Source organism: Natronomonas sp., from assembly GCF_036625485.1.
In the GTDB taxonomy this organism is placed as follows: domain Archaea; phylum Halobacteriota; class Halobacteria; order Halobacteriales; family Haloarculaceae; genus Natronomonas.
The window spans coordinates 1-25,557 of sequence record NZ_JAZKTR010000018.1 but is presented as its reverse complement, the minus strand read 5'-3'; the positions used below and the strand labels follow the sequence as shown (position 1 = coordinate 25,557).

31 protein-coding genes are annotated in these 25,557 nt (G+C 65.2%); 16 read left to right on the top strand and 15 right to left on the bottom strand.

Annotated features, from left to right (window positions below; all coding sequences use genetic code 11):
* Positions 1-699: NADH-quinone oxidoreductase subunit C (locus V5A53_RS03485; protein WP_442928670.1), on the bottom strand; the 699-nt coding region annotated here is incomplete at its 3' end.
* An 82-nt stretch (positions 700-781) separates the two neighbouring features.
* On the opposite strand from V5A53_RS03485, the gene V5A53_RS03480 reads away from it, so the two are divergent.
* Positions 782-1,444 (top strand): helix-turn-helix domain-containing protein, encoded by a 663-nt coding sequence (locus V5A53_RS03480; RefSeq protein ID WP_332312180.1) that lies wholly within the window; start codon positions 782-784, stop codon positions 1,442-1,444.
* A 21-nt stretch (positions 1,445-1,465) separates the two neighbouring features.
* Here the strand turns inward: V5A53_RS03480 and V5A53_RS03475 are convergent, their stop codons facing one another.
* Together V5A53_RS03475 and V5A53_RS03470 are read right to left on the bottom strand one after the other, a co-directional pair.
* A complete protein-coding gene (locus tag V5A53_RS03475) occupies positions 1,466-1,909 on the bottom strand; it encodes an RNA-binding protein (RefSeq protein ID WP_332312179.1) in 444 nt (147 codons plus the stop codon).
* A 4-nt stretch (positions 1,910-1,913) separates the two neighbouring features.
* A complete protein-coding gene (locus tag V5A53_RS03470; RefSeq protein ID WP_332312178.1) occupies positions 1,914-2,135 on the bottom strand; it encodes a DUF1918 domain-containing protein in 222 nt (73 codons plus the stop codon).
* A 145-nt stretch (positions 2,136-2,280) separates the two neighbouring features.
* On the opposite strand from V5A53_RS03470, the gene V5A53_RS03465 reads away from it, so the two are divergent.
* Positions 2,281-2,847 (top strand): NUDIX domain-containing protein, encoded by a 567-nt coding sequence (locus V5A53_RS03465; RefSeq protein WP_332312177.1) that lies wholly within the window; start codon positions 2,281-2,283, stop codon positions 2,845-2,847.
* 15 nt (positions 2,848-2,862) lie between these two features.
* Here V5A53_RS03465 and V5A53_RS03460 read toward each other — a convergent pair whose 3' ends face one another.
* The 3 genes from V5A53_RS03460 to pyrB all read right to left on the bottom strand — a co-directional run bounded on the left by V5A53_RS03460 (position 2,863) and on the right by pyrB (position 5,329).
* Positions 2,863-3,729 carry a hypothetical protein gene (locus tag V5A53_RS03460; RefSeq protein WP_332312176.1) on the bottom strand — a complete coding sequence of 289 codons (867 nt, stop codon included), beginning with the start codon at positions 3,727-3,729 and terminating at the stop codon, positions 2,863-2,865.
* Positions 3,730-3,968: 239 nt separating this feature from the next.
* A complete protein-coding gene (pyrI, locus tag V5A53_RS03455) occupies positions 3,969-4,430 on the bottom strand; it encodes an aspartate carbamoyltransferase regulatory subunit (protein ID WP_332312175.1) in 462 nt (153 codons plus the stop codon).
* Positions 4,427-5,329 carry an aspartate carbamoyltransferase gene (pyrB, locus tag V5A53_RS03450; RefSeq protein WP_332312174.1) on the bottom strand — a complete coding sequence of 301 codons (903 nt, stop codon included), beginning with the start codon at positions 5,327-5,329 and terminating at the stop codon, positions 4,427-4,429. Before pyrB ends, pyrI begins: the two co-directional genes overlap by 4 nt.
* Positions 5,330-5,472: 143 nt before the next feature.
* Between pyrB and V5A53_RS03445 the strand changes: the two genes are divergently transcribed.
* The 4 genes from V5A53_RS03445 (at position 5,473) to V5A53_RS03430 (ending at position 9,028) form a co-directional block, all read left to right on the top strand.
* Entirely contained in the window at positions 5,473-6,099 is a 627-nt protein-coding gene (locus tag V5A53_RS03445; protein WP_332312173.1) for an RAD55 family ATPase, read from the top strand.
* Between the two features lie 302 nt (positions 6,100-6,401).
* Positions 6,402-7,763: a phosphomannomutase gene (locus V5A53_RS03440; protein ID WP_332312172.1), complete on the top strand. Its 1,362-nt coding sequence runs from the start codon at positions 6,402-6,404 to the stop codon at positions 7,761-7,763.
* Between the two features lie 36 nt (positions 7,764-7,799).
* On the top strand, positions 7,800-8,204 hold the full coding sequence (cdd, locus tag V5A53_RS03435; protein ID WP_332312171.1) for a cytidine deaminase: 405 nt from the start codon (positions 7,800-7,802) through the stop codon (positions 8,202-8,204).
* Positions 8,201-9,028, top strand: a complete 828-nt coding sequence (locus tag V5A53_RS03430; RefSeq protein WP_332312169.1) for a nucleoside phosphorylase — start codon at positions 8,201-8,203, stop codon at positions 9,026-9,028. Before cdd ends, V5A53_RS03430 begins: the two co-directional genes overlap by 4 nt.
* Before the next feature lies 1 nt (position 9,029).
* On the opposite strand, the gene V5A53_RS03425 is transcribed toward V5A53_RS03430, so the two are convergent.
* Complete coding sequence (locus V5A53_RS03425) at positions 9,030-9,236, bottom strand: hypothetical protein (RefSeq protein WP_332312168.1); 207 nt, start codon at positions 9,234-9,236, stop codon at positions 9,030-9,032.
* Positions 9,237-9,302: 66 nt separating this feature from the next.
* Between V5A53_RS03425 and V5A53_RS03420 the strand changes: the two genes are divergently transcribed.
* Positions 9,303-9,848, top strand: coding sequence for a J domain-containing protein (locus tag V5A53_RS03420; protein WP_332312167.1), 546 nt, complete (start codon positions 9,303-9,305; stop codon positions 9,846-9,848).
* A gap of 7 nt (positions 9,849-9,855) precedes the next feature.
* Here the strand turns inward: V5A53_RS03420 and V5A53_RS03415 are convergent, their stop codons facing one another.
* Positions 9,856-10,722 carry an MBL fold metallo-hydrolase gene (locus V5A53_RS03415; RefSeq protein WP_332312166.1) on the bottom strand — a complete coding sequence of 289 codons (867 nt, stop codon included), beginning with the start codon at positions 10,720-10,722 and terminating at the stop codon, positions 9,856-9,858.
* Between the two features lie 54 nt (positions 10,723-10,776).
* Between V5A53_RS03415 and V5A53_RS03410 the strand changes: the two genes are divergently transcribed.
* The 3 genes from V5A53_RS03410 to V5A53_RS03400 all read left to right on the top strand — a co-directional run bounded on the left by V5A53_RS03410 (position 10,777) and on the right by V5A53_RS03400 (position 14,257).
* Positions 10,777-11,454: a phosphoglycolate phosphatase gene (locus tag V5A53_RS03410; RefSeq protein WP_332312165.1), complete on the top strand. Its 678-nt coding sequence runs from the start codon at positions 10,777-10,779 to the stop codon at positions 11,452-11,454.
* 149 nt (positions 11,455-11,603) lie between these two features.
* The gene (locus tag V5A53_RS03405) at positions 11,604-13,262 is read left to right on the top strand and encodes a GTPBP1 family GTP-binding protein (protein ID WP_332312164.1); all 1,659 of its coding nucleotides are present in this window, start codon (positions 11,604-11,606) and stop codon (positions 13,260-13,262) included.
* A 50-nt stretch (positions 13,263-13,312) separates the two neighbouring features.
* Positions 13,313-14,257, top strand: a complete 945-nt coding sequence (locus V5A53_RS03400) for a M48 family metalloprotease (protein ID WP_332312163.1) — start codon at positions 13,313-13,315, stop codon at positions 14,255-14,257.
* Here V5A53_RS03400 and V5A53_RS03395 read toward each other — a convergent pair.
* Positions 14,244-14,954: an HAD family hydrolase gene (locus V5A53_RS03395; RefSeq protein ID WP_332312162.1), complete on the bottom strand. Its 711-nt coding sequence runs from the start codon at positions 14,952-14,954 to the stop codon at positions 14,244-14,246. The genes V5A53_RS03400 and V5A53_RS03395 overlap by 14 nt on opposite strands.
* 78 nt (positions 14,955-15,032) lie before the next feature.
* Here V5A53_RS03395 and V5A53_RS03390 point away from each other — a divergent pair, with 78 nt between their 5' ends.
* Both V5A53_RS03390 and V5A53_RS03385 read left to right on the top strand, forming a co-directional pair.
* Entirely contained in the window at positions 15,033-15,239 is a 207-nt protein-coding gene (locus V5A53_RS03390) for a heavy-metal-associated domain-containing protein (RefSeq protein WP_332312161.1), read from the top strand.
* 81 nt (positions 15,240-15,320) lie between these two features.
* Complete coding sequence (locus tag V5A53_RS03385) at positions 15,321-18,167, top strand: DEAD/DEAH box helicase (RefSeq protein WP_332312160.1); 2,847 nt, start codon at positions 15,321-15,323, stop codon at positions 18,165-18,167.
* Here the strand turns inward: V5A53_RS03385 and V5A53_RS03380 are convergent.
* Both V5A53_RS03380 and V5A53_RS03375 read right to left on the bottom strand, forming a co-directional pair.
* Positions 18,164-18,640: a hypothetical protein gene (locus V5A53_RS03380; RefSeq protein WP_332312159.1), complete on the bottom strand. Its 477-nt coding sequence runs from the start codon at positions 18,638-18,640 to the stop codon at positions 18,164-18,166. The two genes, V5A53_RS03385 and V5A53_RS03380, sit on opposite strands and share 4 nt — an antisense overlap.
* A gap of 73 nt (positions 18,641-18,713) precedes the next feature.
* Positions 18,714-20,846, bottom strand: a complete 2,133-nt coding sequence (locus V5A53_RS03375) for an AAA family ATPase (RefSeq protein ID WP_332312158.1) — start codon at positions 20,844-20,846, stop codon at positions 18,714-18,716.
* Between the two features lie 100 nt (positions 20,847-20,946).
* On the opposite strand from V5A53_RS03375, the gene V5A53_RS03370 reads away from it, so the two are divergent.
* Positions 20,947-21,081, top strand: a complete 135-nt coding sequence (locus V5A53_RS03370) for a DUF7128 family protein (RefSeq protein ID WP_332312157.1) — start codon at positions 20,947-20,949, stop codon at positions 21,079-21,081.
* A 437-nt stretch (positions 21,082-21,518) separates the two neighbouring features.
* Here V5A53_RS03370 and V5A53_RS03365 read toward each other — a convergent pair whose 3' ends face one another.
* The 4 genes from V5A53_RS03365 to V5A53_RS03350 all read right to left on the bottom strand — a co-directional run bounded on the left by V5A53_RS03365 (position 21,519) and on the right by V5A53_RS03350 (position 23,757).
* Positions 21,519-21,995 (bottom strand): hypothetical protein, encoded by a 477-nt coding sequence (locus tag V5A53_RS03365; protein WP_332312156.1) that lies wholly within the window; start codon positions 21,993-21,995, stop codon positions 21,519-21,521.
* Between the two features lie 266 nt (positions 21,996-22,261).
* Entirely contained in the window at positions 22,262-22,510 is a 249-nt protein-coding gene (locus tag V5A53_RS03360; RefSeq protein ID WP_332312155.1) for a DUF7508 domain-containing protein, read from the bottom strand.
* Positions 22,511-22,512: 2 nt separating this feature from the next.
* The gene (locus V5A53_RS03355) at positions 22,513-22,983 is read right to left on the bottom strand and encodes a DUF5796 family protein (protein WP_332312154.1); all 471 of its coding nucleotides are present in this window, start codon (positions 22,981-22,983) and stop codon (positions 22,513-22,515) included.
* Positions 22,984-23,133: 150 nt separating this feature from the next.
* Positions 23,134-23,757 carry an OsmC family protein gene (locus V5A53_RS03350; protein ID WP_332312153.1) on the bottom strand — a complete coding sequence of 208 codons (624 nt, stop codon included), beginning with the start codon at positions 23,755-23,757 and terminating at the stop codon, positions 23,134-23,136.
* Between the two features lie 274 nt (positions 23,758-24,031).
* On the opposite strand from V5A53_RS03350, the gene V5A53_RS03345 reads away from it, so the two are divergent.
* The 3 genes from V5A53_RS03345 to V5A53_RS03335 form a co-directional block, all read left to right on the top strand.
* Positions 24,032-24,448: a VOC family protein gene (locus V5A53_RS03345; RefSeq protein WP_332312152.1), complete on the top strand. Its 417-nt coding sequence runs from the start codon at positions 24,032-24,034 to the stop codon at positions 24,446-24,448.
* Between the two features lie 55 nt (positions 24,449-24,503).
* Positions 24,504-25,352 (top strand): shikimate kinase, encoded by an 849-nt coding sequence (locus V5A53_RS03340; RefSeq protein ID WP_332312151.1) that lies wholly within the window; start codon positions 24,504-24,506, stop codon positions 25,350-25,352.
* Positions 25,349-25,557 (top strand): chorismate mutase (locus tag V5A53_RS03335; protein WP_332312149.1); only part of this gene is annotated, 209 nt, incomplete at its 3' end. The genes V5A53_RS03340 and V5A53_RS03335, both read left to right, overlap by 4 nt.

Sequence of the window (25,557 nt, the reverse complement as noted above, 5' to 3'; positions counted from 1 at the left end):
GGGGTAGGGCATGATCTGGTGGCGGTAGGTCCCCTGCTGGCACATCTGCTCCTCACAGCGGTGGATATAGCCGATATCGGGGTCGACGTGGGCGACCGACTCGCCGTCCAGCGTCACCGCGAGATGGAGGACGCCGTGGGTGGCGGGGTGGTGTGGACCGACGTTGACGAGCATGGTGTCGCCCTCCTCGTGGTGTTCCTGCAGGGGGTTCTCGTGTCGGCGATACGGGACGACCTGCGGGGATTCGGGGTCGTACTCCGGGTCCAGCGGATGGCCCTGCCACGTCTCGGGCAGGAGGATTCGGCGCAGGTCGGGATGGTTCTCGTAGGGTACCCCGACGAGGTCGTAGGCCTCCCGCTCGTGCCACTCGGCGGTCCGATAGACGTCGGCGGCCGACTGGCTTTCGGGTGCGTCGCGAGGTGTCGGCACGACGACGCTCAACTCGTCGGTCGGGTCGTCGTACTTGCGCAGATGATAGATCGTCTCGTAGCGGTCGTTGTAGGCTTGTGCCGTCACGCAGGCACAGTGGTCGTAGTCGAGTTCCTCGCGCGCGACTTCGAGGGCGCCAGCCACTTCGTCGGCACGGACGACCACGGCAGGGGCGTTCAGATGCGTCTCCGTCGTAACGACGTACTGCTGTAAGGGAGGGGGAACGTCGTCACTAGCTGGGCGCTCCCTCCCAACTGTCTCCATCGACATGTCCTATCGAACGTGTCGAATCGGGGCTTCAATACAGCCTAACTCGCTAGGATATTTTAATACGGAACCACATCGCTCCACCGTGAAATCCCTCCGCTGTACGCTCCGGTTCGAGGAGGCGGCGATGCATCCGGTCCATCGTCGGCTGACGACGGACGACGCACTGGTTTCGGATCAGCTCTTGCACAGCCACCGCGCATCCGATGGCCCCGACACGCTGTTGTTCTACGTCGAAGGCGACCACGAAGCGTTCGTCGACGCGCTTGAGGCGACGGAGCGTATCGTCGATTATCAGGTCACGCCGCTTGATGAGGAGGCCTGCTACGCCTACGTGCGAGAGGAATCGACCGACTTCGACGCCCAACTGGAGGATGCTTTCGAACGTCCGGGACTGGTGGTGGTCCCGCCCGTCGAGTTCCGCAGCGACGGCACCGCACAGCTCACCGTCGTCGGCGAACCTGACGCGCTACAAGCGGCCCTCGAAAACGTGCCCGCGGAGGCCCGAATCGACGTCGACCGTATCGGCGATTACGACGCGCCCCCCTCGACGGCCGATACCGCGCTCACCGGTCGACAGCGTGAGGCCGCCGCTGCGGCCTTCGAGTTGGGCTACTACGACGTGCCGCGTGAGGGGTCGGTTCGGGAGGTTGCCGAACGATTGGACTGTGCCCCGGGGACGGCCTCCGAACACCTCCGGAAGGTCGAACAGCAGGCGGTTTCGGCACTGCTAGAGCGGGCGCCGTAGCGTCGCAAAAAGACCGCTGGGTTAGAGTTCGCCTTCTTCGGCGAGGGCTTCCAGCGCCTCCCGGGCGGCCGCGACGGCCTTCTCCTTTTTCGCGGGATAGGCTTCGACCTTCCCGCGGAACATGAGGCCGGAACCGAGTTCGACGTCGCCGTTGAACGCGGCCTGCTTGTCCAACTGGATGAAGAAGGCGCAGTTGTCGTCGATACGCTGGTCGAGTTCGTCCATGAGGACGTCGATGTCCTCGAACTCGGCGAGTTTCGTGAGGGCGTGCCGCATCTCGTCGGCGCGTTCGAGGCGCGCCGAGAGGACGAGAATCCGGTCGCCGTGGTGGCCCTCGCTTTCCTCGCGTTCGATCTCGACGTCGTCGGGGAGAAACGTCCGCAGCGCCGCCTCCACCCGTTTTTCGTCCTCCGTGGAGTAGCAGAACGTCCGGAGGTCGACGTAGTGGAACGGGACGGCGCTCATCTGTTTACTCGTCGTCTTCTTCGTCGGCGTCGTCCTCGTCGGATTCTTCCTCTCCGGCTTCCAGCGAGTCCTCGGGGATGCCGGCTTCCTGTCCTTCCTCGAACTGGACGATGTAGGTGTTGTCGCCGAACATCGTCTCGGAGACCTGCGTGACCTCACCGGTTTCGCCGTCGAACTCGCTGTGTTCGTCGTGCAGAACGACGTTATCGCCTTTCTCGAATGCCATACCTTCGCTTTTCGCCGATACGGAAAAAGCCCGTCGTTTCGCCGTGCGAACGCTTTTTGCCATGACGGGTCGAACTAACTGGTATGGATATCTTACGCAACACGTCACAGGACCGCCCGCCGACTGCCCCTCCACAGGAAGGGCGATGACCGTCGTCGACGGACTGTGGTATCTCGCGGACGAGGCTGCCCAGCGCGCCGAACAGGCCTACCATCGGACCACCGACGCACACGGCGGCGGCCGCCTCGAACGCACCTACCGCAAGCGCGTCTCCCGTGGTCGATTCCGGACCCTCGCCGAACGCATCCAGCGCTGTGGCGCGCCCTACGGCGCTCACACGTTGGTCTATCGACCCTCGGGGGAACTGCTGGTCGTCCGCCACGAGGGCGTCGACATGTGGGTGTTGCCCGGCGGCGGCGTAGACGGGTCCGAATCCTTCCGGGAGGCCGCCGAGCGCGAACTCGCCGAGGAAGCCGGCATCGACGCCAGTTACGAGGGGTTGGCGATGCTCAACCGCGTCGAGATCAGCTGTGGCGCTCACGATACGTGGGGTGTCCTTCCCGTCTTCAGCGCTGAGGCAGAGACGACGACGCTCAGCGTCGAGGACCCGGACGACGAGATCAGCAAAGCCCGGTGGTTCGAACCGGAACGGCTCCCGAAGGACACCCGCGACCGCGAGGACCTCATCGACGCCGTGCGTGCGGTGGCCTGACCGACGGCCCTCTTCTTACCACTCGACGCCGTCGCGCTCGTCGGCGTCCATCCGCCGGAGCGCCGCCCGCGCGTTCGAGGCCTCGTAGCCGAACAGAACGGTCTCGGCGTACTCCTCGGCGACGTGAGCGGCGTGAATCAGGTCGTCGATATCCACGTCGACCGCGTAGAGTTCGATGCTAAGGGGGGTGTCGAGCCGGTCCACGAAGCCGCTGGCGATGGTCTCCAGCCAGTAGGTCGTCCCGTAGTGGGTGTCGTAGAGGGGGACGACGAACTCGTCGACGAGCGTTTCGATGGCATCGAGGTCGATGCCAGCACGCTCGTAGAGGTGCCCCTCGTAGGGGTCCGGATACAGCGTCATGTAGGTCTTCCCGGGGATACGGTCGGCGGCTTCCTTCACGAAGTCGGTGATGACGTCGGCACGCCACTCGTAGCGGTCCTCGATGTCCGTCTCCTCGGGCGGCGGTCCCTCGCCATCGGCGTGGCGGGTCTCGACCCACTCCTCGAAGCGCTCGTTGCAGCGGTCACAGTAGCAGTATTCGGGGCGGGGAAAGCCCACGTCGTCGAGGCGGACGTCGGGGTTGACTTCGGCACAGTCCTCGATGATCTCCAGCAGTCCCTCCCGGTAGCCGTCGTGGGTCGGGCAGATGTAGGCCCAGTCGAAGTAGGTTCGGTCCCGGGTAGCCTTCTGTCCGTCGGGGTTGACGGGGACGAGTTCGGGGTTCTCCTCCCCCGCTGCGTTGTCGCCGAAGCAGGATACCATGCTCACCGCTTCGTCGATGGGTTCGGCCGACCGCCCCGAGACGTCCTTGACCTCGTAGAAGGCGCGGTCGAAATCCGGCCACCGGGCCTCCTCCTCGTTTCGCGTGACGACGCCGTACATATCGGGATTCGGCGCTCGGCGTGGGTAAGTCGTTCGGAAAAGGTAGTCAGGGGGCGATACTCCGGGGGTCGTCTCCACCGTGGCGTTACCGCTTTTTAACGTAGAGCAGGGCGGCCGCGGCGACGAGGACCAAGGCGAGTACTTTCTTCGACATACATGGATAAAATCGACTCCGGGGAGCATAGTCTTTCCGCCGCCAGGTGAGGAACCGGTCCGAAATCTGCTCCCATCCCGACGACCTACGCGACGCTGATGTGGGCCGCGATCGCCTCCCGGATGATGGTATCACAGTAGGCACAGCGGACGCCCTCTTCGAGGACCTCGAAGCGGGATTCGACGGGCTCGTTTTCGGTCGTGATACAGTTAGCGTTCGGACACGAGAGGACGCCGCTGACCTCCTCGGGACGGGAGACGCGGTGTTTCTCGATGACGTCGAACTCCCGGACGATGTTGATAGTCGCCGCGGGAGCGATAAGCGAGAGGACGTCGACCTCGTTTTGGTTCAACTCGCGGCCTTCGACCTTGACGATGTCCTTGCGGCCGAGGCGGTCCGAGGGGACGTTCATCCCGACGCTTACCTCCTCGCCGGAGGAGCCGTCGATGCCGAGGATGGCGAGGACGTTGAGCGCCTGCCCGCCGGTGATGTGGTCGATGACGGTACCGTTCTCGATCTTGGAGACGCGGAGTTCGGTTTCGGTCATAGTATCTGATCCAGAAGCGCCATGCGGACGGGAACGCCGTTGTGTGCCTGTTCGAAGTAGGTCGCGTGGTCGGTCGCATCGACGTCGGGTGCGATCTCGTCGACCCGCGGCAGCGGGTGCATCACCGTGAGGTCGTCCTTGGCGTCCTCCAGCATCTCGGCGTCGATGCGGTACTGGCCGGCGACCTGCCGGTACTCGTTTTCGTCGGGGAACCGCTCGCGCTGGATACGCGTGACGTAGAGCACGTCGAGGGTCTCCAGTACGTCATCGATTTCAGTGTGCTCGCGCACCTGTGCGCCCGATTCGTGGAGGTCGAAACGGACGCTTCGCGGCAGTCGCAGGCTCTCGGGGCTGATGAAGTGCTGGCTCACGTCGAAGTTCGTCAGCGCGTGGGCCAGCGAGTGGACCGTGCGACCGTACTTCAGGTCGCCCATGATGCCGATGGTGATGTCATCGAGGCCGGCGTTCTCCCGAATCGTATGCATGTCGAGGAGGGTCTGAGACGGGTGCTGGCCGGCGCCGTCACCGGCGTTGATGACGGGCACGTCGACGAACTCGCTGGCCAGTTTGGCCGCCCCTTCCGAGGGGTGGCGCAACACGATAGCGTCCGTATAGCCCTCGATGACGCGGACGGTATCCGCGAGGCTCTCGCCTTTCTTCACCGACGAGGATTCGACGCTCCCCATGTCGACGGTATCGCCGCCCAGTCGCTTCATCGCGGTATCGAAGGACATCTTCGTCCGCGTGCTGGGCTCGAAGAAACACAGGCCGAGCAGCGTCCCGTCCTGTGCATCGGCGACCGCGTCGGGGTCGGCGGCGATCTCGGCGGCACGGTCCAACACCGCCTCGATATCATCACGCGATAACTGTTTCGCGCTGATGAGGTGGTCGTGACGCATTAGGCGAACACCCGGTGCGAACGCTCTTGAATCCCCCGACCAACGGCGCGTTCGGCCACGCATACCGTGTTGCAGGGTGACGGTGAGCATCAGCGGGGCGAATAGCCCGAAAGGTTAATCCGTTGGCTCCCGGATTGAAGCCCATGAGCGAGCGGCTTCGGACCGGAATCGGTGTCCTCGACCGGAAACTCAACGGGGGGATTCCGTCCGGAAGCATCGTCGCGCTCACCGCACAGCCCGCGAGCCAGGCGGAACTGTTTCTCTACGAACTGACCGCGACACGCGGGACACTCTACATCTCCTTGGACCGCAACGGCGATTCGGTCGCCAACAGCATCGACTCGTCCAAGACCAGGACTGGGGACCCGACCGTCCGCGACGTGACCGGCGATGCGCCGCTCGATAACGCCGCCAAACTCGTGTCGGCGCTCCCCGAGAACTCGAATCTCATCGTCGACCCCACCGACGTCCTCGAACGGCAGGAACCGGCCCGCTACCGGAACTTCCTGAACGAACTCCAGAACCACATCTACAACACCGAGAGCCTCGCCATCCTCCACTGTCTCGACGGCCACGACGTCCCACCGCTTCGGGACACCACCGAACACATGGCCGACATCGTCTTCCAACTGCAGACGAGTTGGAAAGGCGATCGCATCGAGAACCACCTCGCAGTGCCCAAGTTCCGCGGTGGCGAGGCGCTGTCGGACATCATCAAACTCGAACTCGCCGACGAGGTCGACATCGACACGAGCCGGGATATCGCCTAAGGCAACCCGCTTCTTGCACGGACACCTGCGGCAGTCTGCTTGCGGCTTCGCCGGCCCGCTCACGGCTCACATCGTTCGCCGTTCGCTTTTCGCGGGCCTCGCTCTGCTCCGACCCGCGCCTCGACAGCGCGGATGCTAACGACCTACTATTTATAAGCGAAAGCGAGGCCAGACGGCCCATGCTCTGAGCAGTCGTCGGTGGCCCGACGAGGCGGGAGCACGGTGTGAGGGCCACCATCGGAAAGCACCGTCTGTTCGCTACTTCGCCAACGGTCAAGTACCCGGCCCGCCCAACCACGGGTATGGAACTCTTCGGAACCGCCGGCATCCGGGGGGACGTACAGTCGGACGTCACCCCGGCGCTCGCACTCGCCGTCGGGCAGGCGGCCGCCGCGGACGGCGACGAGTTCGTGGTCGGTCGAGACGGCCGCGAGACCGGTTCGGCGCTCGTCGCCGCCGTCGAAGCGGGGCTGGAAAGCGGCGGCGCCGACGTGATTCGGCTCGGCCAAGTCCCGACGCCGGCGCTGGCCTACGCCTCACAGGGGCGTCGAGGCGTCATGATTACCGCCAGTCACAACCCGCCGACGGACAACGGCCTGAAACTGTTCGCAGACGGCACCGAGTACGAGCTGGATGCCGAGAAGGCCATCGAGTCACGATTCGACAGCGAATCGAACCTCGCCGATTGGGACGACTGGGGGGAGACGTCGCGGTCGGACGTCCTCGACGACTACCGTTCGGCAGTCGTTAGCTACGTCCGCGAGACCGTCGGAGACGCCGAGGGCGTCCGCGTCGCTGTCGACTGTGGCAACGGCATGGCGAGCCTCGCGGCCCCGCAGGTACTCCGTGAACTGGGTGCCTCCGTGGTCGCGCTCAATGCGAACGTGGACGGTCATTTCCCCGGACGGGAGTCGAAGCCCACGCCCGAGAGCCTGGAAGACCTGCGCGCGTTCGTCGCCGACGGTGATTTCGACCTCGGCATCGGCCACGACGGAGACGCCGATCGGCTCGTCCTCGTCGACAGCGACGGGGCGGTCGTCCACGAGGATACGGTGTTGGCTATCGTCGCCGGCTTCTACGTCCGAGCGAGCGATGCCGACGATCCGGTCGTCGTCACGACGCCGAACGCCTCGGCACGCATCGACGACCACGTCGAATCCGTCGGTGGGCGGGTCGAACGGGTCCGGCTCGGCGCGCTCCACGAGGGTATCGCCGCCGCTCACGAGAGCGGGAACGACGATTCGACAGTGGTCTTCGCCGCGGAGCCATGGAAGCACGTCCACACGCAGTTCGGAATCTGGATCGACGCTATCGTGAGCGCCGCGCTGATCTCGGCGCTCGCCGCGAGCGACGGCCTCGACTCGCTCCGTGAACCGATCACGGAGCGACCCTACCGTAAGGTCAGCGTCGATTGTCCCGACGAACGAAAATCCCCGACGATGTCGCTACTGGACTCCCGACTGCCCGACGCGTTCCCCGAGGCCAGCGTCGACACCAAGTACGGCGTCCGACTCACCTTCGATGACGCGTCGTGGACGCTCGTCCGGCCCAGCGGCACGGAACCGTACATCCGCGTCTATGCGGAAAGCGACGACGTGGAGCCGTTGGTCGACGATGTCGTCGAGATCGTCGAAGCGGCTATCGCCGACGCCGACAGGACGTAGGGCAGGCTATTTGCTTCCGGCGGTCGAGGCCCCGCTATGGACGACAAGGAACTTCTGGAGACGGCCCGCGAGGCCGTCGACGACTCGTATGCGCCCTATTCGGAGTATCGCGTCGGCGCGGCAATCGAGACCGAGGATGGAACCGTGTACACCGGTTGTAACATCGAGAACGCCAACTACTCGAACAGCATCCACGCCGAAGAACTGGCGATCTCGAAGGCCATCGAGGCCGGCCACCGCTCGTTCGTCCGCATCGCGGTCAGCAGCAGCAAGCGAGACGGCATCACCCCCTGCGGGATGTGCCGCCAATCGCTGCGGGAGTTCTGCGACGATGACCTGCGAATCGTCTGTGAGAACGAAACTGACCCGGAAGGTGAACCCGTCGTCCACACGCTGGGCGAACTCCTCCCGGACAGCATCACCCCGGAGACACTGGAATGACTGGCGACAGCGAGGACCCCAATGACGACGTCCAGTATCACATCGAACTGGCCGACGGTGACGTCGACGGCCCCGTGCTTCTGCCGGGGGACCCCGACCGCGTCGAGGTAATCGGCGACTACTGGGACGAGTACGAGGAGCAGGCTCGACACCGCGAATATCGGACGCTCGCGGGGAGTTACGACGGCGAACCGGTGTCGGTCACGTCGACTGGAATCGGCTCGCCGTCGACGGCCATCGCCGTCGAGGAACTCGCCCGGGTCGGCGCCGAGACCTTCATCCGGGTCGGGTCCTGTGGCGCGATCCAGGAGGAGGTCGATATCGGCGACCTCGTCATCACGACGTCCGCCGTTCGGCAGGAGGGTACGAGCGACGAGTACGTCCGCGAGGACTACCCGGCTGCCGCCCACGACGAGGTCGTGACAGCGCTGGTGACCGCGGCCGAACGCCTCGGCTACGACTACCACCTCGGCGTCACCTGTTCGACGGACTCCTTCTATGCTGGCCAGTCCCGACCCGGATTCGACGGGTTCCGCGCGGCTGGCGCCGAAGAACGCATCGAGTCTCTACAGGAGGCCGGCGTCCTCAACTTCGAGATGGAGGCCAGCGCCATCCTGACGCTGGCCAATATCTACGGCCTTCGCGCCGGGGCGGTCTGTACCGCCTACGCCAACCGCGTTACGGGCGAATTCAGGACGGAGGGTGAGGGAAAGGCCGCCGAAACGGCGTCGCTGGCAGCGGCTATCCTCGCGAGGATGGACCGGAAGAAGGCCGAAGCCGGGGTCGACCACTGGCACGCCGGGTTGTCGATATCGGAGGAGTAGGTCAGAACTCGTATTCGTCCACGCCGTCCGGGTAATCGCGGTCGTCCTTCTGTTCGTCGTCTGTCGGCCGTCGTGCTTCAGCCGCACAGTCGGTACAGAGCCCGGTTTCGCGGTCGTAGTGGTCCTCACACACCAACCTCCCGCAGCGGTCACACTGGTCCTCGATGGTAGCGGCCTCGCAGATCTCACAGAGCCCCGAGACACTCATACCGAATCATTGTTCGGGAGGCGGCATAAACCCTGAACTTACTTTGAGGGAGGCCTTACGAAAGGTGTGCAAAAAGACCGGCTCGTCCTCGGATTGACGCTACTGTTTGCCGCCATGACCGCGCTCGTTGCCGCCCTCGGCGTGGCCCTCCGAGAGCCGGTGCTCGTCGTCGTCCTTCTCCCGATGGTACTCCTGACCTACGCCTTCTGGTATCGGTCCTCGGGCAAACTCCGGGAGCGGATCATCCAGACTGGAACCCGCTCCCGCCGGGAGCGAGGCACCGAAACCGGTGGGTTCGGGGCGGGCCCGCGTGCGGGCTTCGAGAGCGCCCGCGGCCAGCGGGCCCGCGAGGCGTGGGAGCGACGCCAGCAGGAACAGCGGGCCGGCGGTAGCGCACGCGGAGGCCGTCGTCGGGGACGTGCCGGCCCGCAGCCGTCGCCATCCCTCAGCAAAGCCGAAGCGTATCGACGCCTCGACGTCGAACCGGGAGCAGACGAGGCCGCGGTCACGCGCGCCTATCGCGAGAAAGTAAAGGAGGTCCACCCGGACCGCGGCGGCGACGAGGAGACGTTCAAGAAGGTAACCGAAGCCTACGAGACGTTGACCGAGTAGGCTGTTTTTACCGGTCTTCGTCGAGGTACGCGAGGACGCCGGCGACGTCCCGCTGGACGGTCGGACTCTGCCATTCGCCTCCCAGGTCGGCGACGATGGCGCCGATATCGTCGTCGTGGTCCTTTCGTTTCTCGCGGAGCAGGTCGACCCATTCGGGAAGCATCGCCTCGTATCGGTCGAGTTCGGCGACAGCGTCGTCGCCACCCGGGCCGACGTGGCCGTAGAGGTTCGTCTCGGGCTCGTAAGCCCGCAGGCGCTCGACCGTCTCGAGGTTCGCTTCGAGGTCGAAGCCCGGCGGGGGCGTGGTCGGCCGCATCTCGCCAGCGAGGTGCATTCCCGCGGCGTCGATGGAGAACATGGATTCGGTTTTCGGGTCGAAGGCGGCGAAGTGATGTGGAGCGTGGCCCGGCGCGTCGATGAACTCGAGTTCTCGGTCGCCGATATCGACGTACTCGCCGCCGGAGATGGAGTGACACCGATCAGCGTCGAGGAGTTTCGGCTTGCCGTAGGCGTCCTCGGTGCCCATCGCGCGGTCGACGCTCCGTTTGAGGCGAGCGAGTTGGTCAGGGTCCGTTATGTACGGGCGTCCGCGGTCGTGGACGTAGAACTCGGCGTTCGGGAGTTCCTCGGCGAGGTGACCCGCGCCGCCCGCGTGGTCGAGGTGGACGTGGGTAACGAGGACGTGTTCGACCTCCTTCCGGTCGATGCCGATGCTGTCGAGGGCGTCGTAGATCTTCTCGGGGGAGTTCGCGGACCCGGTATCGACGATGGTCGGTTCCGGTGCGTCGATGACGTAGAGGGTGAGTGCGCCGGGCATCCCCATGAGATGTGGATCGACGGTGTAGATATCGCCGAGGGCGTGGGAGACTGCCATACCCCGCGGTACGATAGGTAGGGTTTTGATACCTGCGGCGTCCCGACTGTGGGTATGCACCCGCTGGCCGCCGATATCGACGGCACGCTCACACGGTCGGACAAGTCCATCGACCCCCGAGTCTTCGACGCCATCCGCGCGTGGGAGGCGCCGGTCGTCATCGCCACTGGAAAGTCCTTTCCGTATCCGGTCGGTCTCTGTGAGTTCCTCGGCGTGCCGCTGAACGTCATCGCCGAAAACGGCGGGGCGGTCTACATCGAGGACGCCGACGAGGTGGTGTATAACGGTGACCCGGAGGGGACGAAAGCCGTCGCCACCGACTACGTCGAGGCGGGCCACTCGCTGGGCTGGGGGGAGGTCGATATGGTCAACCGCTGGCGGGAGACGGAGATAGCCATCGCGCGCGACCAGCCGCTGGAACCGCTAGAGCGCATCGCCGCCGAACACGGAATGGACGTGGTCGATACCGGTTACGCCTATCACGTCAAGGCGCCGGAGGTCGACAAGGCGACGGGACTGGAGACCGCCGCCCGGCTATTGGACCTCTACCCGGAGGAGTTCGCCGCGGTCGGCGATTCGGAGAACGACGCCGAGATGTTCGAGGTTACGGGCCGCTCGTTCGCGGTTGCCAACGCGGACGAAACGTCGAAAGCGGCGGCAGACGAGACGACCGAGGCGAGTTTCGCAGACGGCTTCCTGGAGGCCCTGGAGCGATTGAGCCGCGAGCCGTAGGGGTCGATACGAACGGGTGTCTCAACCGACGTACGGACCGCTACGGCCCACTCCCGAGCCGAAAACACCACACAGTAGCCGATAGACGGCTATTATAGCCGGTTTCACGGGGAAGGCTTTTATCGACGTGGTTGTTAACCTATCACAGAATGAGCGCCGACCGAGCCGCGCTCCGCCAAGCCCTCGAAGAGGGCGAACGGGAGGGCGGTAGCGTCGAATTCAAAGAACGGCTCACGCGTGGCACGCACCTTTCTGACGGACGGCTCGAATCCCTCGTCGCCCAGTTGCGACACCGGGTCCTCTCGGGGGACGGCGAGGCGACCTACGTCGTCGGGGTGACGGACGACGGCGGCATCGCCGGCATCCCGCCGGAGGCCTTCTCCGAGTCGATGGACGTTCTCTCGCTGCTCGCCGAGGAGGCGGGTGCCCACATCGAGAACGTCGAGACGTGGGGCGTCAGTTCGGATGGGACGGCCGCGAAACGGGGCATCGGCCCCATCGATACCGAGGACGACGAGAACGGCCTCGTGGGGGTGGCGACGCTCAAGGAGGGCGCCGTCCTCGACGTCGACGACGACCACATCGTCGTCGGGACGGCCGGCCACGTCGACCACGGCAAGTCCACGCTGGTCGGCTCGCTCGTGACCGGCGACCCCGACGACGGACAGGGCGGCACCCGTGGCTTCCTCGACGTCCAGCCCCACGAGATGGAACGCGGTCTCTCGGCGGACCTCTCGTACGGCGTCTACGGTTTCGACGACGAAGGGGCCGTCCGGATGGACAATCCCCACCGGAAATCCGATCGGGCGCGCGTCGTCGAGGAGGCCGATCGCATCGTCTCCTTCGTCGACACCGTGGGCCACGAGCCGTGGCTCCGGACGACGATTCGCGGCCTCGTCGGCCAGAAACTCGATTACGGCCTGCTCGTGGTGGCGGCCGACGACGGCCCGACCAAGACGACTCGCGAGCACCTCGGCATCCTGCTGGCGACCGAACTTCCGACCATCGTCGCGATTACGAAAACCGATATCGTGAGCGACGAGCGGGTCGAGGAGGTCGAACGCGAGGTCGAGCGCCTGCTCCGGAACGCCGACAAGACGCCGCTGCCGGTCGAACGCCACGGCGTCGAGGCGGCCATCGACGAGATAAACGAGCAGGTCGTCCCCGTGTTGACGACCAGTGCCGTGACGATGGAGGGCCTGCCCGTCCTCGACGAACTCTTCGAGCGCCTGCCGAAGACGAGCGCGACGGAGGGCGACTTCTCGATGTACATCGACCGGACGTACAGCGTGACCGGCGTCGGCCCCGTCGCCTCCGGGACGATCCGCTCCGGGAGCGTCGAGGCGGGCGACGAACTGCTCGTCGGGCCGCTGGCCGACGGCACGTTCCGGGAAGTCGAGGTCCGGTCCATCGAGATGCACTACCACCGGGTCGACGAGGCCTCGGCGGGCCGCATCGTCGGCATCGCGCTGAAGGGCATCAACGAGGCGGACCTCGACCGCGGGATGGTGTTGCTCCCCCGCGATGCCGACCCGGACCCGATCCGGGAGTTCGAAGCCGAGGTGATGGTCCTGAACCACCCGACGCGCATCGACGACGGCTACGAACCGGTCGTCCACCTCGAAACCGTCAGCGAGACGGTGTCCATCCACCCCGAGGGCGGCCAACTCCTGCCGGGTGATTCCGGCACCGCCACCGTCCGGTTCAAGTTCCACCCCTACCTCGTCGAGGAGGGCCAGCGGTTCGTCTTCCGCGAGGGCCGTTCGAAAGGCGTCGGGACGGTCACCGACGTCACCCCCGCCGAGTGAATCTTCAAGAACGACAAGACTCCTAAGCCCTGCGGCCGTCCGTCCGGTGAATGCGACGGCTCGGACTGCGGTTGGTGATGGTCCTGACGGGACTGGCGCTTCTGGGGGTGTACCTGCTCGTCGCGGCGGCAGGGTACCAACTGCTCGCGGTCCTCTGGGACCAGCGGCCCAACATGTCCCAACTGGTCGTCTACTTCGTCGTCATCACGCTCGTTTCCGGCTATCTCAGCTACCGACTCGGCACCGCAGGTCTGCTTCGGGAACTCGACACCCGCGAACTGACCCGCCGAGAGGTTCCGAACCTACACGCGCTGGTCGATCGGCTCGGGAACGAGTTCGACGTCGGCGACATCTCGATCCACGTCGGCCGTCTGGACGCCCCGAACGCCCTGGGGGTTGGCACCGCCCGAAGCGGCGTCATCGTCCTCGATTACGGTCTCTTCGAGTTGCTCTCGGCAGAGGAAGTGGAGGCGGTCATCGCTCACGAGTTGGCCCATCTGGAAAACCGCGATGGACTCCTCCAGACGCTCGGCTACACCGTCGTTCGGACCGTCGGCGGCCTGCTATTCCTCGGATTGCTCCCGGTCGGCTTGCTCGTCGGCGGCATCGCTCGCTCGCTCTCGTGGCTCCGGGGGCGGCCGCCACGTCCGCTCGGCGTTCACCTCGCCCGGGTCCAGATCGCCGTCCTGCAGGTGGTCGTACTGTTGTTGTTCGGCCTGACCCTGGTACTCCGTGCGCACTCGCGTCGACGGGAGTACGCCGCCGACGACCGGGCGGTCAAGGCGACGGGGAAACCGCTCGCTCTGGCGCGTGCCCTCCTGAAAATCGAACGCGCCGCCACGTCCGGCTGGGGCGTCCTCTCGCCGCTGTATATCCACGGCGACGAGAAGGGACTGCTCCACCGCCTGCTCGCGACCCATCCGCCGCTGGACGAACGCCTCGAACGCCTCGCCGAGAAGGCCGACCGCCAGCCCGGTTCGCTTACTCGTCGGTAGCGGCCCGTCCGGACTGCCCGTCGATGGCGGCCCGCTCGGAAAGCAATGACGGGAACTCCGAAAGCGTCGAGAGGGTGTAATCCGGTTCCGGTTCGGCGGGTTCGTCGCTGTCGGGCACCCACACCGAGCCGAGGCCGGCCGCGCGGGCGCCGGCGACGTCCGACTGCAGGGAGTTGCCGACGTGGAGCGTCCGGTCGGGACTGGCCGACAGCGCCGACAGCGCCGTCTCGAAGGGCTCCGGGTTCGGCTTGGCAGGCGCATCGTAGCCGGCGTGAACGACCACGTCGAAGGCGTCCTCCAGCCCGATGCCGGCGAGTTTCTGAGATTGCATCTCCGGGGCACCGTTGGTGACGACGCCGACCGGCATTCCCTCGACGGCCGACAGGGCGTCCTCGACGCCGGGAAGCGGTTCGACGTTGCCGTGGTCTCGCTCGGCGGCGTATGCCTGCGCGACCGCTCGACCGCTCGCCGGGTCACGACCCTTGGACTCGGCGATGGCCGCGAAACACCGTTCACGGAGGTCGTCCATCGAGTCGCTATCGTCGACGAAGTCGGGATAGTGGCCGTGATACTCCGGGAGGGTGATGAACGGCTCGTGGCCGGTCCGCTCGAAGGCCGCATCGAGGATCTCCGCGCCCGACCGGCGATACCGGCAGAGCGTATCGTCGATGTCGAAGAGCACCGCGTCGAGTTGCACACGTCCTTCTGAGACCCCCACCGGCAAAACCGCTACGGGGACGAAATCACCTTTATCTCGGCGGCTGAACGTTCGCCTATGAGCAAACGAACCATCACCGTCACCGACATGGCCTGTACCGGTTGCGAGGAGAACGTCACCGATGCCCTCGAAGGAATCGACGGCGTCTCGACCGTCGAAGCCGACCACGAGACCGACACCGTCGAAGTCGAGGCCGACGATGGCGTCTCCGATGACGACCTCGCCGCGGCAATCGAGGACGCCGGCTACGAGGTCGCGGGCTGAGAGAGAAGCGGCATCGAGACGCCTGAGAACCCCACACAGGGGAGCGGTCCGCTTAATCCGCTGGGGTTCCAAACGGGGACAATGAGTCAGGGGCCAGCCACGGGAACGGGCATGGACGTCTTTTCGCATCTCCACCCGGACGTGCGTGCGGCCCTCTCCGAGCGTGGTTTCTCGACGCCGACGGAGCCACAGCGGAAGGCGATTCCGGCGCTGTCCTCGGGTGAGCACGGACTGGTCATCGCGCCCACCGGCTCCGGCAAGACGGAGACGGCGATGCTGCCGGTCTTTTCGGCCATCTGCGAACGTGAGCATCGCCACGGCCTGCAGGCCCTCTACGTCACACCGCTCCGTGCGCTCAATCGCGACATGCGCGAGCGCCTCGACTGGTGGGGCGATGTACTCGATATCGACATCGACGTCCGCCACGGCGACACCACGGACTACCAGCGGAGCAAGCAGGCCGAGAACCCGCCGGACGTGCTGGTGACGACGCCCGAAACCCTGCAGGCGATGTTCACCGGCGAGAAACTGCGCCGAGCGCTCGAAGACGTCGAACACGTTGTCATCGACGAGGTCCACGAACTCGCCGCCTCGAAACGCGGGGCCCAGTTGACAATCGGCCTCGAACACCTGCGGGAACACGCCGGTCCCTTCCAGCGTATCGGCCTCTCGGCGACCGTCGGCGACCCCGAGGAGGTCGGCCGTTTTCTGACCGGCGACCGGGGCTGTTCCATCGTCGAGGTTTCGGCCGGCTCGAACATCGACGTCGAGGTTCGCGAACCCGAAATCCGTCCGGAGGACCACACGATCGCCAGCGAGTTGATGACCGAGGCCGCTATCGCCAGCCACGTCCGGGTCATCGACGAACTCGTCTCCGAGCACGAGTCGACGCTCGTCTTCGTCAACACCCGGCAGACGGCGGAGGGCCTCGGCTCCCGGCTGAAGGCTTACGGCACGGACATCGGCATCCACCACGGCTCGCTGTCGAAATCCGCGCGAATCGAGGTCGAAGACCGCTTCAAGGCCGGCGAAATCGAGGCGCTGATGTGCACCTCCTCGATGGAGCTCGGCATCGACGTGGGCAGCATCGACCACGTCGTCCAGTATTCGAGCCCGCGGGAGGTCCGCCGTCTGCTCCAGCGCGTCGGCCGTGCCGGCCATCGTCGCGACGAGGTGTCTTCTGGGACGGTCGTCACGACGCGGCCGGACGACACCTTCGAAGCGCTGGCTATCGTCGACCGCGCCGAACGCGGCGACGTCGAGGACGCGGGCATCCACCACGCCAGCCTCGACACCGTCGCCAACCAGATTCCGGGCCTGCTGATGGGCTTCGGCGACCTGTCGGCAGCGCGGGCCTACGATATCGTGACGCGTGCCTACCCGTTCCGGAACCTCCCCGAGGAGGACTTCAAGGACGTCGTCCGGGAACTCTCGGAGAACCGAATCCTGTGGCTCGAAGAAAGCGAGGACCGACTGGAGAAATCCGGCGGGACGTGGCAGTACTTCTACGCGAACCTCTCGATGATCCCCGACGAGGCCAACTACACGGTCAAGGACATGGCCTCTGGGGACCCGGTTGGCACCCTCGCCGAGCGGTTCGTCGTCACCTTCGCCCAACCCGGCGAGACGTTCATCCAGGGCGGCGAGATGTGGCGTATCACCGAGATCGACGACGAGGAAGAGGAGGTGCTGGTGACGCCAATCGAGGACCCGACCGGCGAGGTCCCGTCGTGGGTCGGCCAGGAGATTCCGGTTCCCTACGACGTCGCCCAGCACGTCGGCCGCACACGCGCGGAGGCCCGCCAGCGCTTCGACGAGGACGCCAGCCGTGAGATGGTCGCACGAGGGCTGGCCGACCGCTTCCCGACGAACGAGTACACCGCGAGTCAGGCACTCGAACCGGTCGAACGACACGAGGATGCCATGCCCTCGGACGATCGCATCGTCGTCGAGGGATACGGTCGTGAAATCGTCGTCAACGCGGCCTTCGGCCACACCATCAACGAGACGCTGGGACGGCTGCTGTCGGCGCTCATCGGCCAGCGAACCGGGTCGTCAGTCGCGATGGAGGCCGACCCCTACAGAATCGAACTCGAAGTGCCGGGCGGGACGACCATCGGCGACGTCGTCGAGGTCTTGGAGGATACCGATCCCGACCACGTCGGCCACCTCATCGAGTTGAGCCTCAAGAACAGCGACTCGCTGAAGTTCACCTTGGCGCAGGTCGCCGCGAAGTTCGGTGCCCTCAAGCGCTGGAAGGGCAAGGGCTCCAGCCAGAACCGCTTCGGCAAGGACCGCCTGCTGAAGGCGCTGGAGGACACGCCGATCTACGACGAGGCAATCCGCGTCGTCCTCCACGAGCAACTCGACGCCGACGGGGCCAGCGACGTGCTCCGACAGTTACAGGACGGCGAGATCACGCTCGAAACAGTCGGCAACCGGACGCCTCTCGGGCGGGCCGGTCGCTCGTCGGGCCGGGAACTGCTCTCGCCGGAGAACGCCGACGCGTCGGTCATCGAGACGGTCAAAGAGCGGATTCAGGAGGACCGCGTCCTGCTGGCGTGTCTCCACTGCAACGACTGGGACCGCCGCCAGCAGGTCCACCGCGTCGACGACCAGCCCGAATGTCCGAAGTGCGAATCGACCCGTATCGCCGCGCTGAACCCCTGGGCCGACGAGGTCCTGGAGTCAGTCAAGAGCGGCGACAAGGACGACGAACAGCAGAAACAGACCGAACGCGCGTACAAGGCCGCCAGTCTCGTGCAGAGCCACGGCAAGAAAGCCGTCATCGCGCTGGCCGCTCGCGGCGTCGGTCCTCGAAACGCCGCCTACATCATCAACAACCACCGCGAGAACGAGGAGGACTTCTACCGGGACATCCTCCAGCGGGAACGGCAGTACGCGAAGACGAAATCGTTCTGGGACTAACAGATGCTGTAGGTGACGTAGCACTCACCGTCCTCGGCGATGGAGACGAACGCGTTCCCGTAGCACTTGCTCGTCTTCACGGTGGCCGATTCCCGCTGGCCGTCGCGTTCGGCCGTGATAGCGAACTCTTCGATGCCGTCCGGGTCGGCTTCTTCGAGGTTGTAGACGTCGATATCGCTTCCCGGTTCGACCGCGTGGGTCTCCTCGTAGACTATCTCTCCCGATTCGCGACTGACGGTGAGCGTGATCGTCTGCGTCTCGTCCGACCGGTTCTCGATCCCGACATCGAGGTCGGGGTCAGGTTCGTTCATCGCGTCCTCGTGAGGCGGTGGGTCGTCCGGTGGCGTTCCGGACGGTGAGGAGGGCGCGTCGTCTGTCGGATTCTCGGAACCGCCGGGGACGGAGCCGTCGAGACAGCCGGCGACTCCGCCGATACCGAGGCCACAGGCGGCGAGGAATCGTCGTCGGTCCATATTCGAGGAATCTACTGGGACTGATAAATGCCTTCAGAAGGCCCAAACGAGCGTTTGACCTACCGTCGGCGTCCTACGACACCTCACGAAAGCTCTCCATCGCCGCCTCGAAATGCTCGCGGCGGATTCTCACCTCGGCCGCTCGATCGGCGGCTTTCTCCGGGCCCAGGTTGTCGGCATGCTCCCGAATCGCCCGCATCGAGGCCTCTCGCACCAGTGACTCCAGTTTCGCGCCGGAGAACCCGTCGGTGTCGGCCGCGATCGCATCGAGGTCGACGTCGTCGGCGAAGGGCTTGCCCCGACCGTGAACCGCGAGGATCTCCCGCCGGGCCTCGCGGTCCGGATTCGGTACCTCGACGTGGGTTTCGAGGCGGCCGGGCCGAAGGAGGGCGGGGTCCAGCGCCTCCCGTCTGTTCGTCGCCGCCAGGACGACGATGTTGGGGTTGTCGGTCAGGCCGTCGAGTTCGGTCAGGAGTTGGGAGACGACGCGTTCGCTCGCCTCGCTTGAGTCACCCCGGACGCCCGCGACGGCGTCGATCTCGTCGAAGAAGACGATGGCCGGCGCGGCCTGTCGCGCGCGGTCGAAGACCTCTCGGACGGCCTTCTCGGATTCGCCGACGTACTTGTCGAGCAACTCGGGGCCGGCGACGCTGACGAAGTTCACGTCGCTTTCGCCGGCCAGCGCCCGCGCCAGCAGGGTCTTTCCGGTGCCCGGCGGCCCGTGAAGGAGGATACCGGAGGGCGGGTCGGTGTTGGTCTCCTCGAAGAGTGCGCCGTATGAAAGCGGCCACTCGACGGCCTCGGTGAGTACCTGTTTGGCTTCGTCGAGGCCGCCGATGTCGTCGAAGGTGGCGTGTGGCGTCTCTGCGACGTGTTCGCGCATCGCCGAGGGGTCGACGGCGGCGAGGGCGGCCTCGAAGTCCGCTCGGGTGACGACCAGTTCGTCGCGCTCGTCGCGGGCCCGAAGCGCGCGCATGGCGGCTTCCGTCGCCAGCGAGTGCACGTCGGCACCGACGAAGCCGTGGGTACGCGCGGCCAGTCTGTCGAGGTCGACGTCCTCGGCCAGTGGCATCCCGCGGACGTGGACGTCGAGGATCTCGCGGCGTCCCGTCTCGTCCGGCGCGCCGATCTCGATCTCGCGGTCGAAGCGGCCGCCACGACGGAGCGCGGGGTCGATAGCATCGACGCGGTTGGTCGCGCCGATGACGATGACCTGTCCTCGGGATTCGAGGCCGTCCATCAGCGTCAGCAGTTGGGCGACGACCCGGTTCTCCATGTCGGCGTCCTCGTCGCGGGTCCCCGCGATGGAGTCGAGTTCGTCGATGAAGACGACCGATGGTTCGTTCTCGACGGCCCGTTCGAACGTTTCGCGGAGTTGCTCCTCGCTTTCGCCTTTATATTTCGAGACGATCTCCGGGCCGTCGATGACCTCGAAGTGGGCGTCGACCTCGTTGGCGACGGCTTTGGCGATGAGCGTCTTGCCGGTTCCGGGCGGGCCGTAGAGCAGGACGCCCGACGGCGGGTCGATGCCCAGTTTCCGGAACAGTTCGGGTTCCGAAAGCGGGAGTTCGATCATCTCCCGGACCTGTTCGAGTTCCTCGTCGAGGCCGCCGATGTCCTCGTAGGTGGCGTCGGTCGTCGCGTCGGGACCGCCAGCGTCGCCGGGTCGACTCTCGGCCGAGTCGTCGTCTCCCTCGCCTTTCGCGGGTCGGCTTGGGCTGTTCGTTCCATCCGACGATTCCCGCACTCGAACCGTCGTTCGGTCGGTCACGCGGACGGTTCCCTCGGGGCTGGTTTCGACGACGGTCGCTCTGACACCCGGCCGTTCGAGCCGCAAGCTCTCGCCCACCTGGAGCGGCCGGTCACGGAGGTCGCTGGTGACGGCATCGAGGAGGTCGTCGTCGACGCTGACCGGTAGCTCCACGAGGACGGTGTCGGCTTCGTCGACCGAGACCGGCCGGACGGTGACGGTATCGCCGACGTTGGCGCCGGCGTTGGCACGGGTGTCGGCGTCGATACGGATGGTCCCGTCGCCGCCGCTGGCCGGCCACACCTTGGCGACCGTCGGCCGGTCGCCCTCGATGACAACGGTGTCGCCACTGAGGACGCCGAGGCTCCGACGGGCCGACTCGGGGAGGCGTGCGACGCCACGGCCGGCGTCCCGCTTTTCGGCACCCTTGACGGTGAGGGTGACCCGGTTGTCCATACGAGGCCGTCGGGCCGCCGACGGCTTTACGGTTCCGCCGTCACCGAACCCTGGCCGGTTCGGAGAAACGAATATACGTTCAGGCAAGAGAGTACCACGCATGGTCGCGACCACAGAGCGGGACGGAGCGACGTGGTACGAGTGTGAGAAATGCGGACTGCTCTTCGACGACCGCGAGGACGCCAAACAGCACGAGGCCAACTGCGATTCGGAGGAACCCAGCTATATTCAGTAGTTCCGTGACGCCGTTGAAGTCCTCGCTCGCTAATAGATTCCAGCGGCCGCGACGGTCGGAGCTTTCTTTGCGGCATTCTACGTGGGAGCTATCTCCCCGTCGAGAACGGCTGGCCGGCTCATTCTGTCGTCGTATCTTCCGTCGGCCGGGGCATATCGTCCGGCGCCCCGCAGTCGAACACCCCGTTGTCTCGGAACTGGTCGGACGCGGTTCGAGTCGGGGATTCGGAGTTCGTCTTTCTCCGGTATTCGAGGCTTCAGAAACCCGGTGGCGGAGAGCTCGACCCGACGTCCGGGTGTCCCTCACGAGTCAGCCAGAGGTCGCCCTCGATGTCACTCCGTCCCCGCTGTCTCGGTGTTCCGTTTGATATTCCGGAGCTAGATCCACGGCTGTCGGGGGGTTAGATACTGCAAAAGAAACCGGTGTGCTAACTGCTGTTATAGCAGGTTCAGCGGGTTCAGCATGTCGACGAACTCGAGAACGCTGTCCTGCGTGTACTTGATGACGTCGACGATGAGGTACTCCGTTTCGACGATGAGTTCTTCGGTGTAGACGATGCGGTCGGCCATCTCGCCGATGCGGTCGGCCATCTCGCCGATCTCGTCTTCGGTGTAGACGACACCGTCGAGACTCTCGAGGTACAATACCTCCCCGGTCTCCGACAGAACCATGACGACCTCGTCTACCTGACAGCACTGATACTCGTTCTTGAACAGGTAGTAGGTACTACCATCCGGGAGCTCCGCGTAGATGAACGACTCGCTAAAGCTCGTTTCCGCGTACGAGACGGTCGTCCCCGGCTCCAGTTCGATTTCGTAGTTGTCTTCTGCTGCTGCGGTGGTTGCGGTGGCGGCGGCGGCTCCACCGGCGAGAGTAACGGTACCGAGCTTCGTGAGGAACGTTCTTCGTTGCATGATGGGAAGTAGCCCGATCGGCTGTTTTGTATTGGGCTATATTGTGTCTATAATACAATGTCACTTTTAAATATTCCGCGAGAAAAAGTAACAACACGAGCCTTGAATCGGTTTGAATACCAGTGAATGGCCGTGGAGTGTTCTCTCAGAGTCGCATCAGAATTGCAGTGAATATGAACAATCGCCGTCTACGACCGACACCCGAACGAGCCGGGGTCACCATCGTTCGTCACCTATCGGGCTGGCTCACAGAACCGCGTCGCCGACTACTGGGATAACCGCTCGCGATGTTCCTCGACCAGCCGCTCGGCCTCCGTTCGGTTCTGCGTCGTCTGCCAGCGTACCTGCTCGCCGTCGCCGTAGCCGAGTGCCTCTTTTAAATCGTCCCGGAGCGGTCCGTGGTCGATGGCGATGATATTGCCGTCGCCGTCCCCGAGTTCGTAGATGCCGTAGCTGTCGGGGACCTTCCCGACTGTCGACCGCTCTAGCGGCTCCCATCCTTTTTTAAGTGGCATCGTCAGTCCTCGTTTTCGACGTTGGTTTCGGCGCCGTCATCTGCCTCCTCCGCCGAGACCAGTTCGTATGACGCCTCGCCGCGTTCGTCCTCCGAGAAGACGAACACGCGGCCGCGGGCGGTCTCGGGGTCGGCGGTTATCTCCGTTCGGTAGCCGTGATTTTCCGCGTCGACACCGGGGAACAACGACGCTTCCTCGCCGCGCTCGACGATGACGCGGCCGACACCCGTCGATTCGAGGATGTCGTCGTGGGTCCGGCGGTCGTTGACGTAGACCATCACGCCCTCCTGTTCGTCGGGCGAGGTGACGAGGACGTGGACCTCCTTGCCGGGGCCGCAGACGACCGACTCCTCCTTTTTCGTCGGTACGCCGTGATAGAAGACCGTCCGGTCGTCGAGGTACTCGACCTCGATGCCCTCGGGTTCGAGCGAGATACCGAGCGTCTCGGGAGCGATATCGCTTCGCTGGGTCATTGGCGGCCCTAGCGCGGGCGACGGCAAAAGATGGCCGGTTCGGCGGTGCGAGACGGTCCCCCTGCGTCGCCGGAACTGAAATCATAAAAGACGGTGACTGTTCCCGGTTCGACCGGTGGCAGTCACCTTACAGGGTCACGACGGTTCGTATCAGTCGTCGGCTTCGATCGCCTGCTGTACGTCGACGACCGGTTCCATCTCGTGGGGGAGATGCATCAGGTTCCAGACGGGCGAGCGCTTTGCCCCCTCGGCGAGGATTTCGGCGTCCTCCTCCGAGAGGTCGTCCCCGCTGACCTCGATCTCGACGCGGATGTCCTCGAAGGTGTTCTCCGAGTCCTCGATGTCGTTAATCATGAGGACCACGCGCGGGTCGAAGTCGAGTCGGACGTTCGTCTCGAGGTCCTCCAGTTCGATGTCGTTCGCTAACGCGGTAACGCCGACGGCCACGTTCAGACAGCCGCTGAGTGCGGCCAAGGCCACCTCGATGGGTTCCATGCGGTCCGTCGGGTCGACGAAGCCGGATGCCTCCTCCATCTCCCGCCATGCTCCCAGCGGGAGGGTGTACTCCCGGGTCTCACGTTCGATTTCCTCCCCACCGAGAGTGTATTCATCGACTTTCGCGAGGCTGTGGAAGAGCCGTCCCTCGTAGGGGGCGCGAGCCCCGAGTTCCATCTGAACCTCCTCGGGGTTGGCTGTCACGTGCTCGACGAACTCGTGGAACGCTTCCAGGTCGACTCCGTGCTTTACGGTCTCCGATTCGTGTGTTGCTGCCATATGGGTTCCTCCTGGTCCTGTAATCCACTACAACGCCGCTACGCGTACAATCGGTGCTGTCCGCTGAGCATCGTCGCCTGTGGATCATCCGATATCGCGCGTGAAACATCATTAATGTTCGTTATAAATAACTACCCGCTGCTCGTGCTTGGTTTGCCACATACGACCCATTCTCAATTCGACCGGTTTCATCGGCGGTTCGGCTTTCCATATCGCCGACAGTTCCACGGCGTGGGTCGGAAGCGCCTTTGTCGGTCGGCGAGTCCCAGCACCTATGCCCGACCTTACGGCCCACCACGTCGGACTGACCGTCTCGGAGTTGGACCGCGCCGTCGAGTTCTATCGCGACGTCCTCGGCCTCGACGTCGTCTCGCGGTTCGAGGTCGCCGGAGAGGCGTTTTCGACGGCCGTCGACGTCGACGACGCAGCCGGTGCCTTCGCACACCTCGACGCTGGGGGCGTCCGCCTCGAACTCGTCGAGTACGACCCCGAAGGCGACGCCACCACGTCCGCGCTCAACCAGCCGGGTGCCTGTCACGTCGGGTTCGCCATCGAGGACGTCGATACCGTCGTCGCGGGCCTCCCCGACGGCGTAGAGACGGTAAGCGAGCCACAGACCACCGCGAGCGGAACTCGATTGGTCTTTCTCAGAGACCCCGACGGGAACCGCATCGAATTACTCGAAAGCTGACCCTGAGTTGCGCTAATCGCCACCGATTTGTAGCCACCACGGTGAGGGTAGCCTGATGGAAGGTCGCGCAGTCGCCCCGGCGGCGGGCACCGTACTGAACGCGCTGGCGAACGGCTCCGGCTCCGCCTTCGCCATCGACGCCTACACCGAGGCGACGGTCGAACTCGACGACACGGGTACAGTGACCGGCGAGGTCGCCGAGGCGCCGGACGCGGATACCGCGCTCATCGAACGCTGTGTCGAACGCGTCGTCGAACGCTTCGGGGACGGACAGGGTGGCCACGTTCGCACCGAAAGCGAGATTCCGATGGCCGCCGGCCTCAAAAGCTCCAGCGCCGCCGCCAACGCGACCGTGCTGGCGACGCTGGAGGCACTCGATGCCGGCGACGAAATCGACCGCGAGGACGCCTGTCGAATCGGCGTCGGGGCTGCACGCGACGCCGGCGTCACGATCACCGGCGCCTTCGACGACGCCTCGGCCTCGATGCTCGGCGGCGTCACCGTGACCGACAACACCGACGACGTTCTCCTCCGGCGGGACGAACCGGACTGGGACGTGCTCGTCTACACGCCCGACGAACGGGCGTTTTCGGCGGACGCCGACGTCTCTCGATGCGAACGTATCGCCCCGATGGCCGACGTGGTATACGAGTTGGCGATGGACGGCGACTACGAACGCGCGATGGGCGTCAACGGCTTCGCCTTCTGTGCCGCCCTGGGCTTCCCGAGCGAGCCCATCGTCGAGGCGTTGCCCAACGCGGCCGCCTCGCTTTCGGGCACCGGACCGAGCTATACCGCCGTCGGCGACCGCGAGACGCTGCAGCGACTCGAAGACACCTGGAACGAACGAGACGGACATACATGGTTGACAACAACGCAAACGACGGGAGCGACGACGAAATGAGCGACAACAGCGAGTTCCGCGGCGACCCCGCGGAGATGGACCTCGACGAACTCCGCGAGGAGATTCGCAACATCGACCGCGAGATCGTCGAACTGATCGCCCAGCGAACCTACGTCGCCGACAGTATCGCCGAAGTCAAACGAGTGCAGGGCCTGCCGACGACGGACGAATCACAGGAAGAGGCGGTCATGGAACGGGCCGGCGA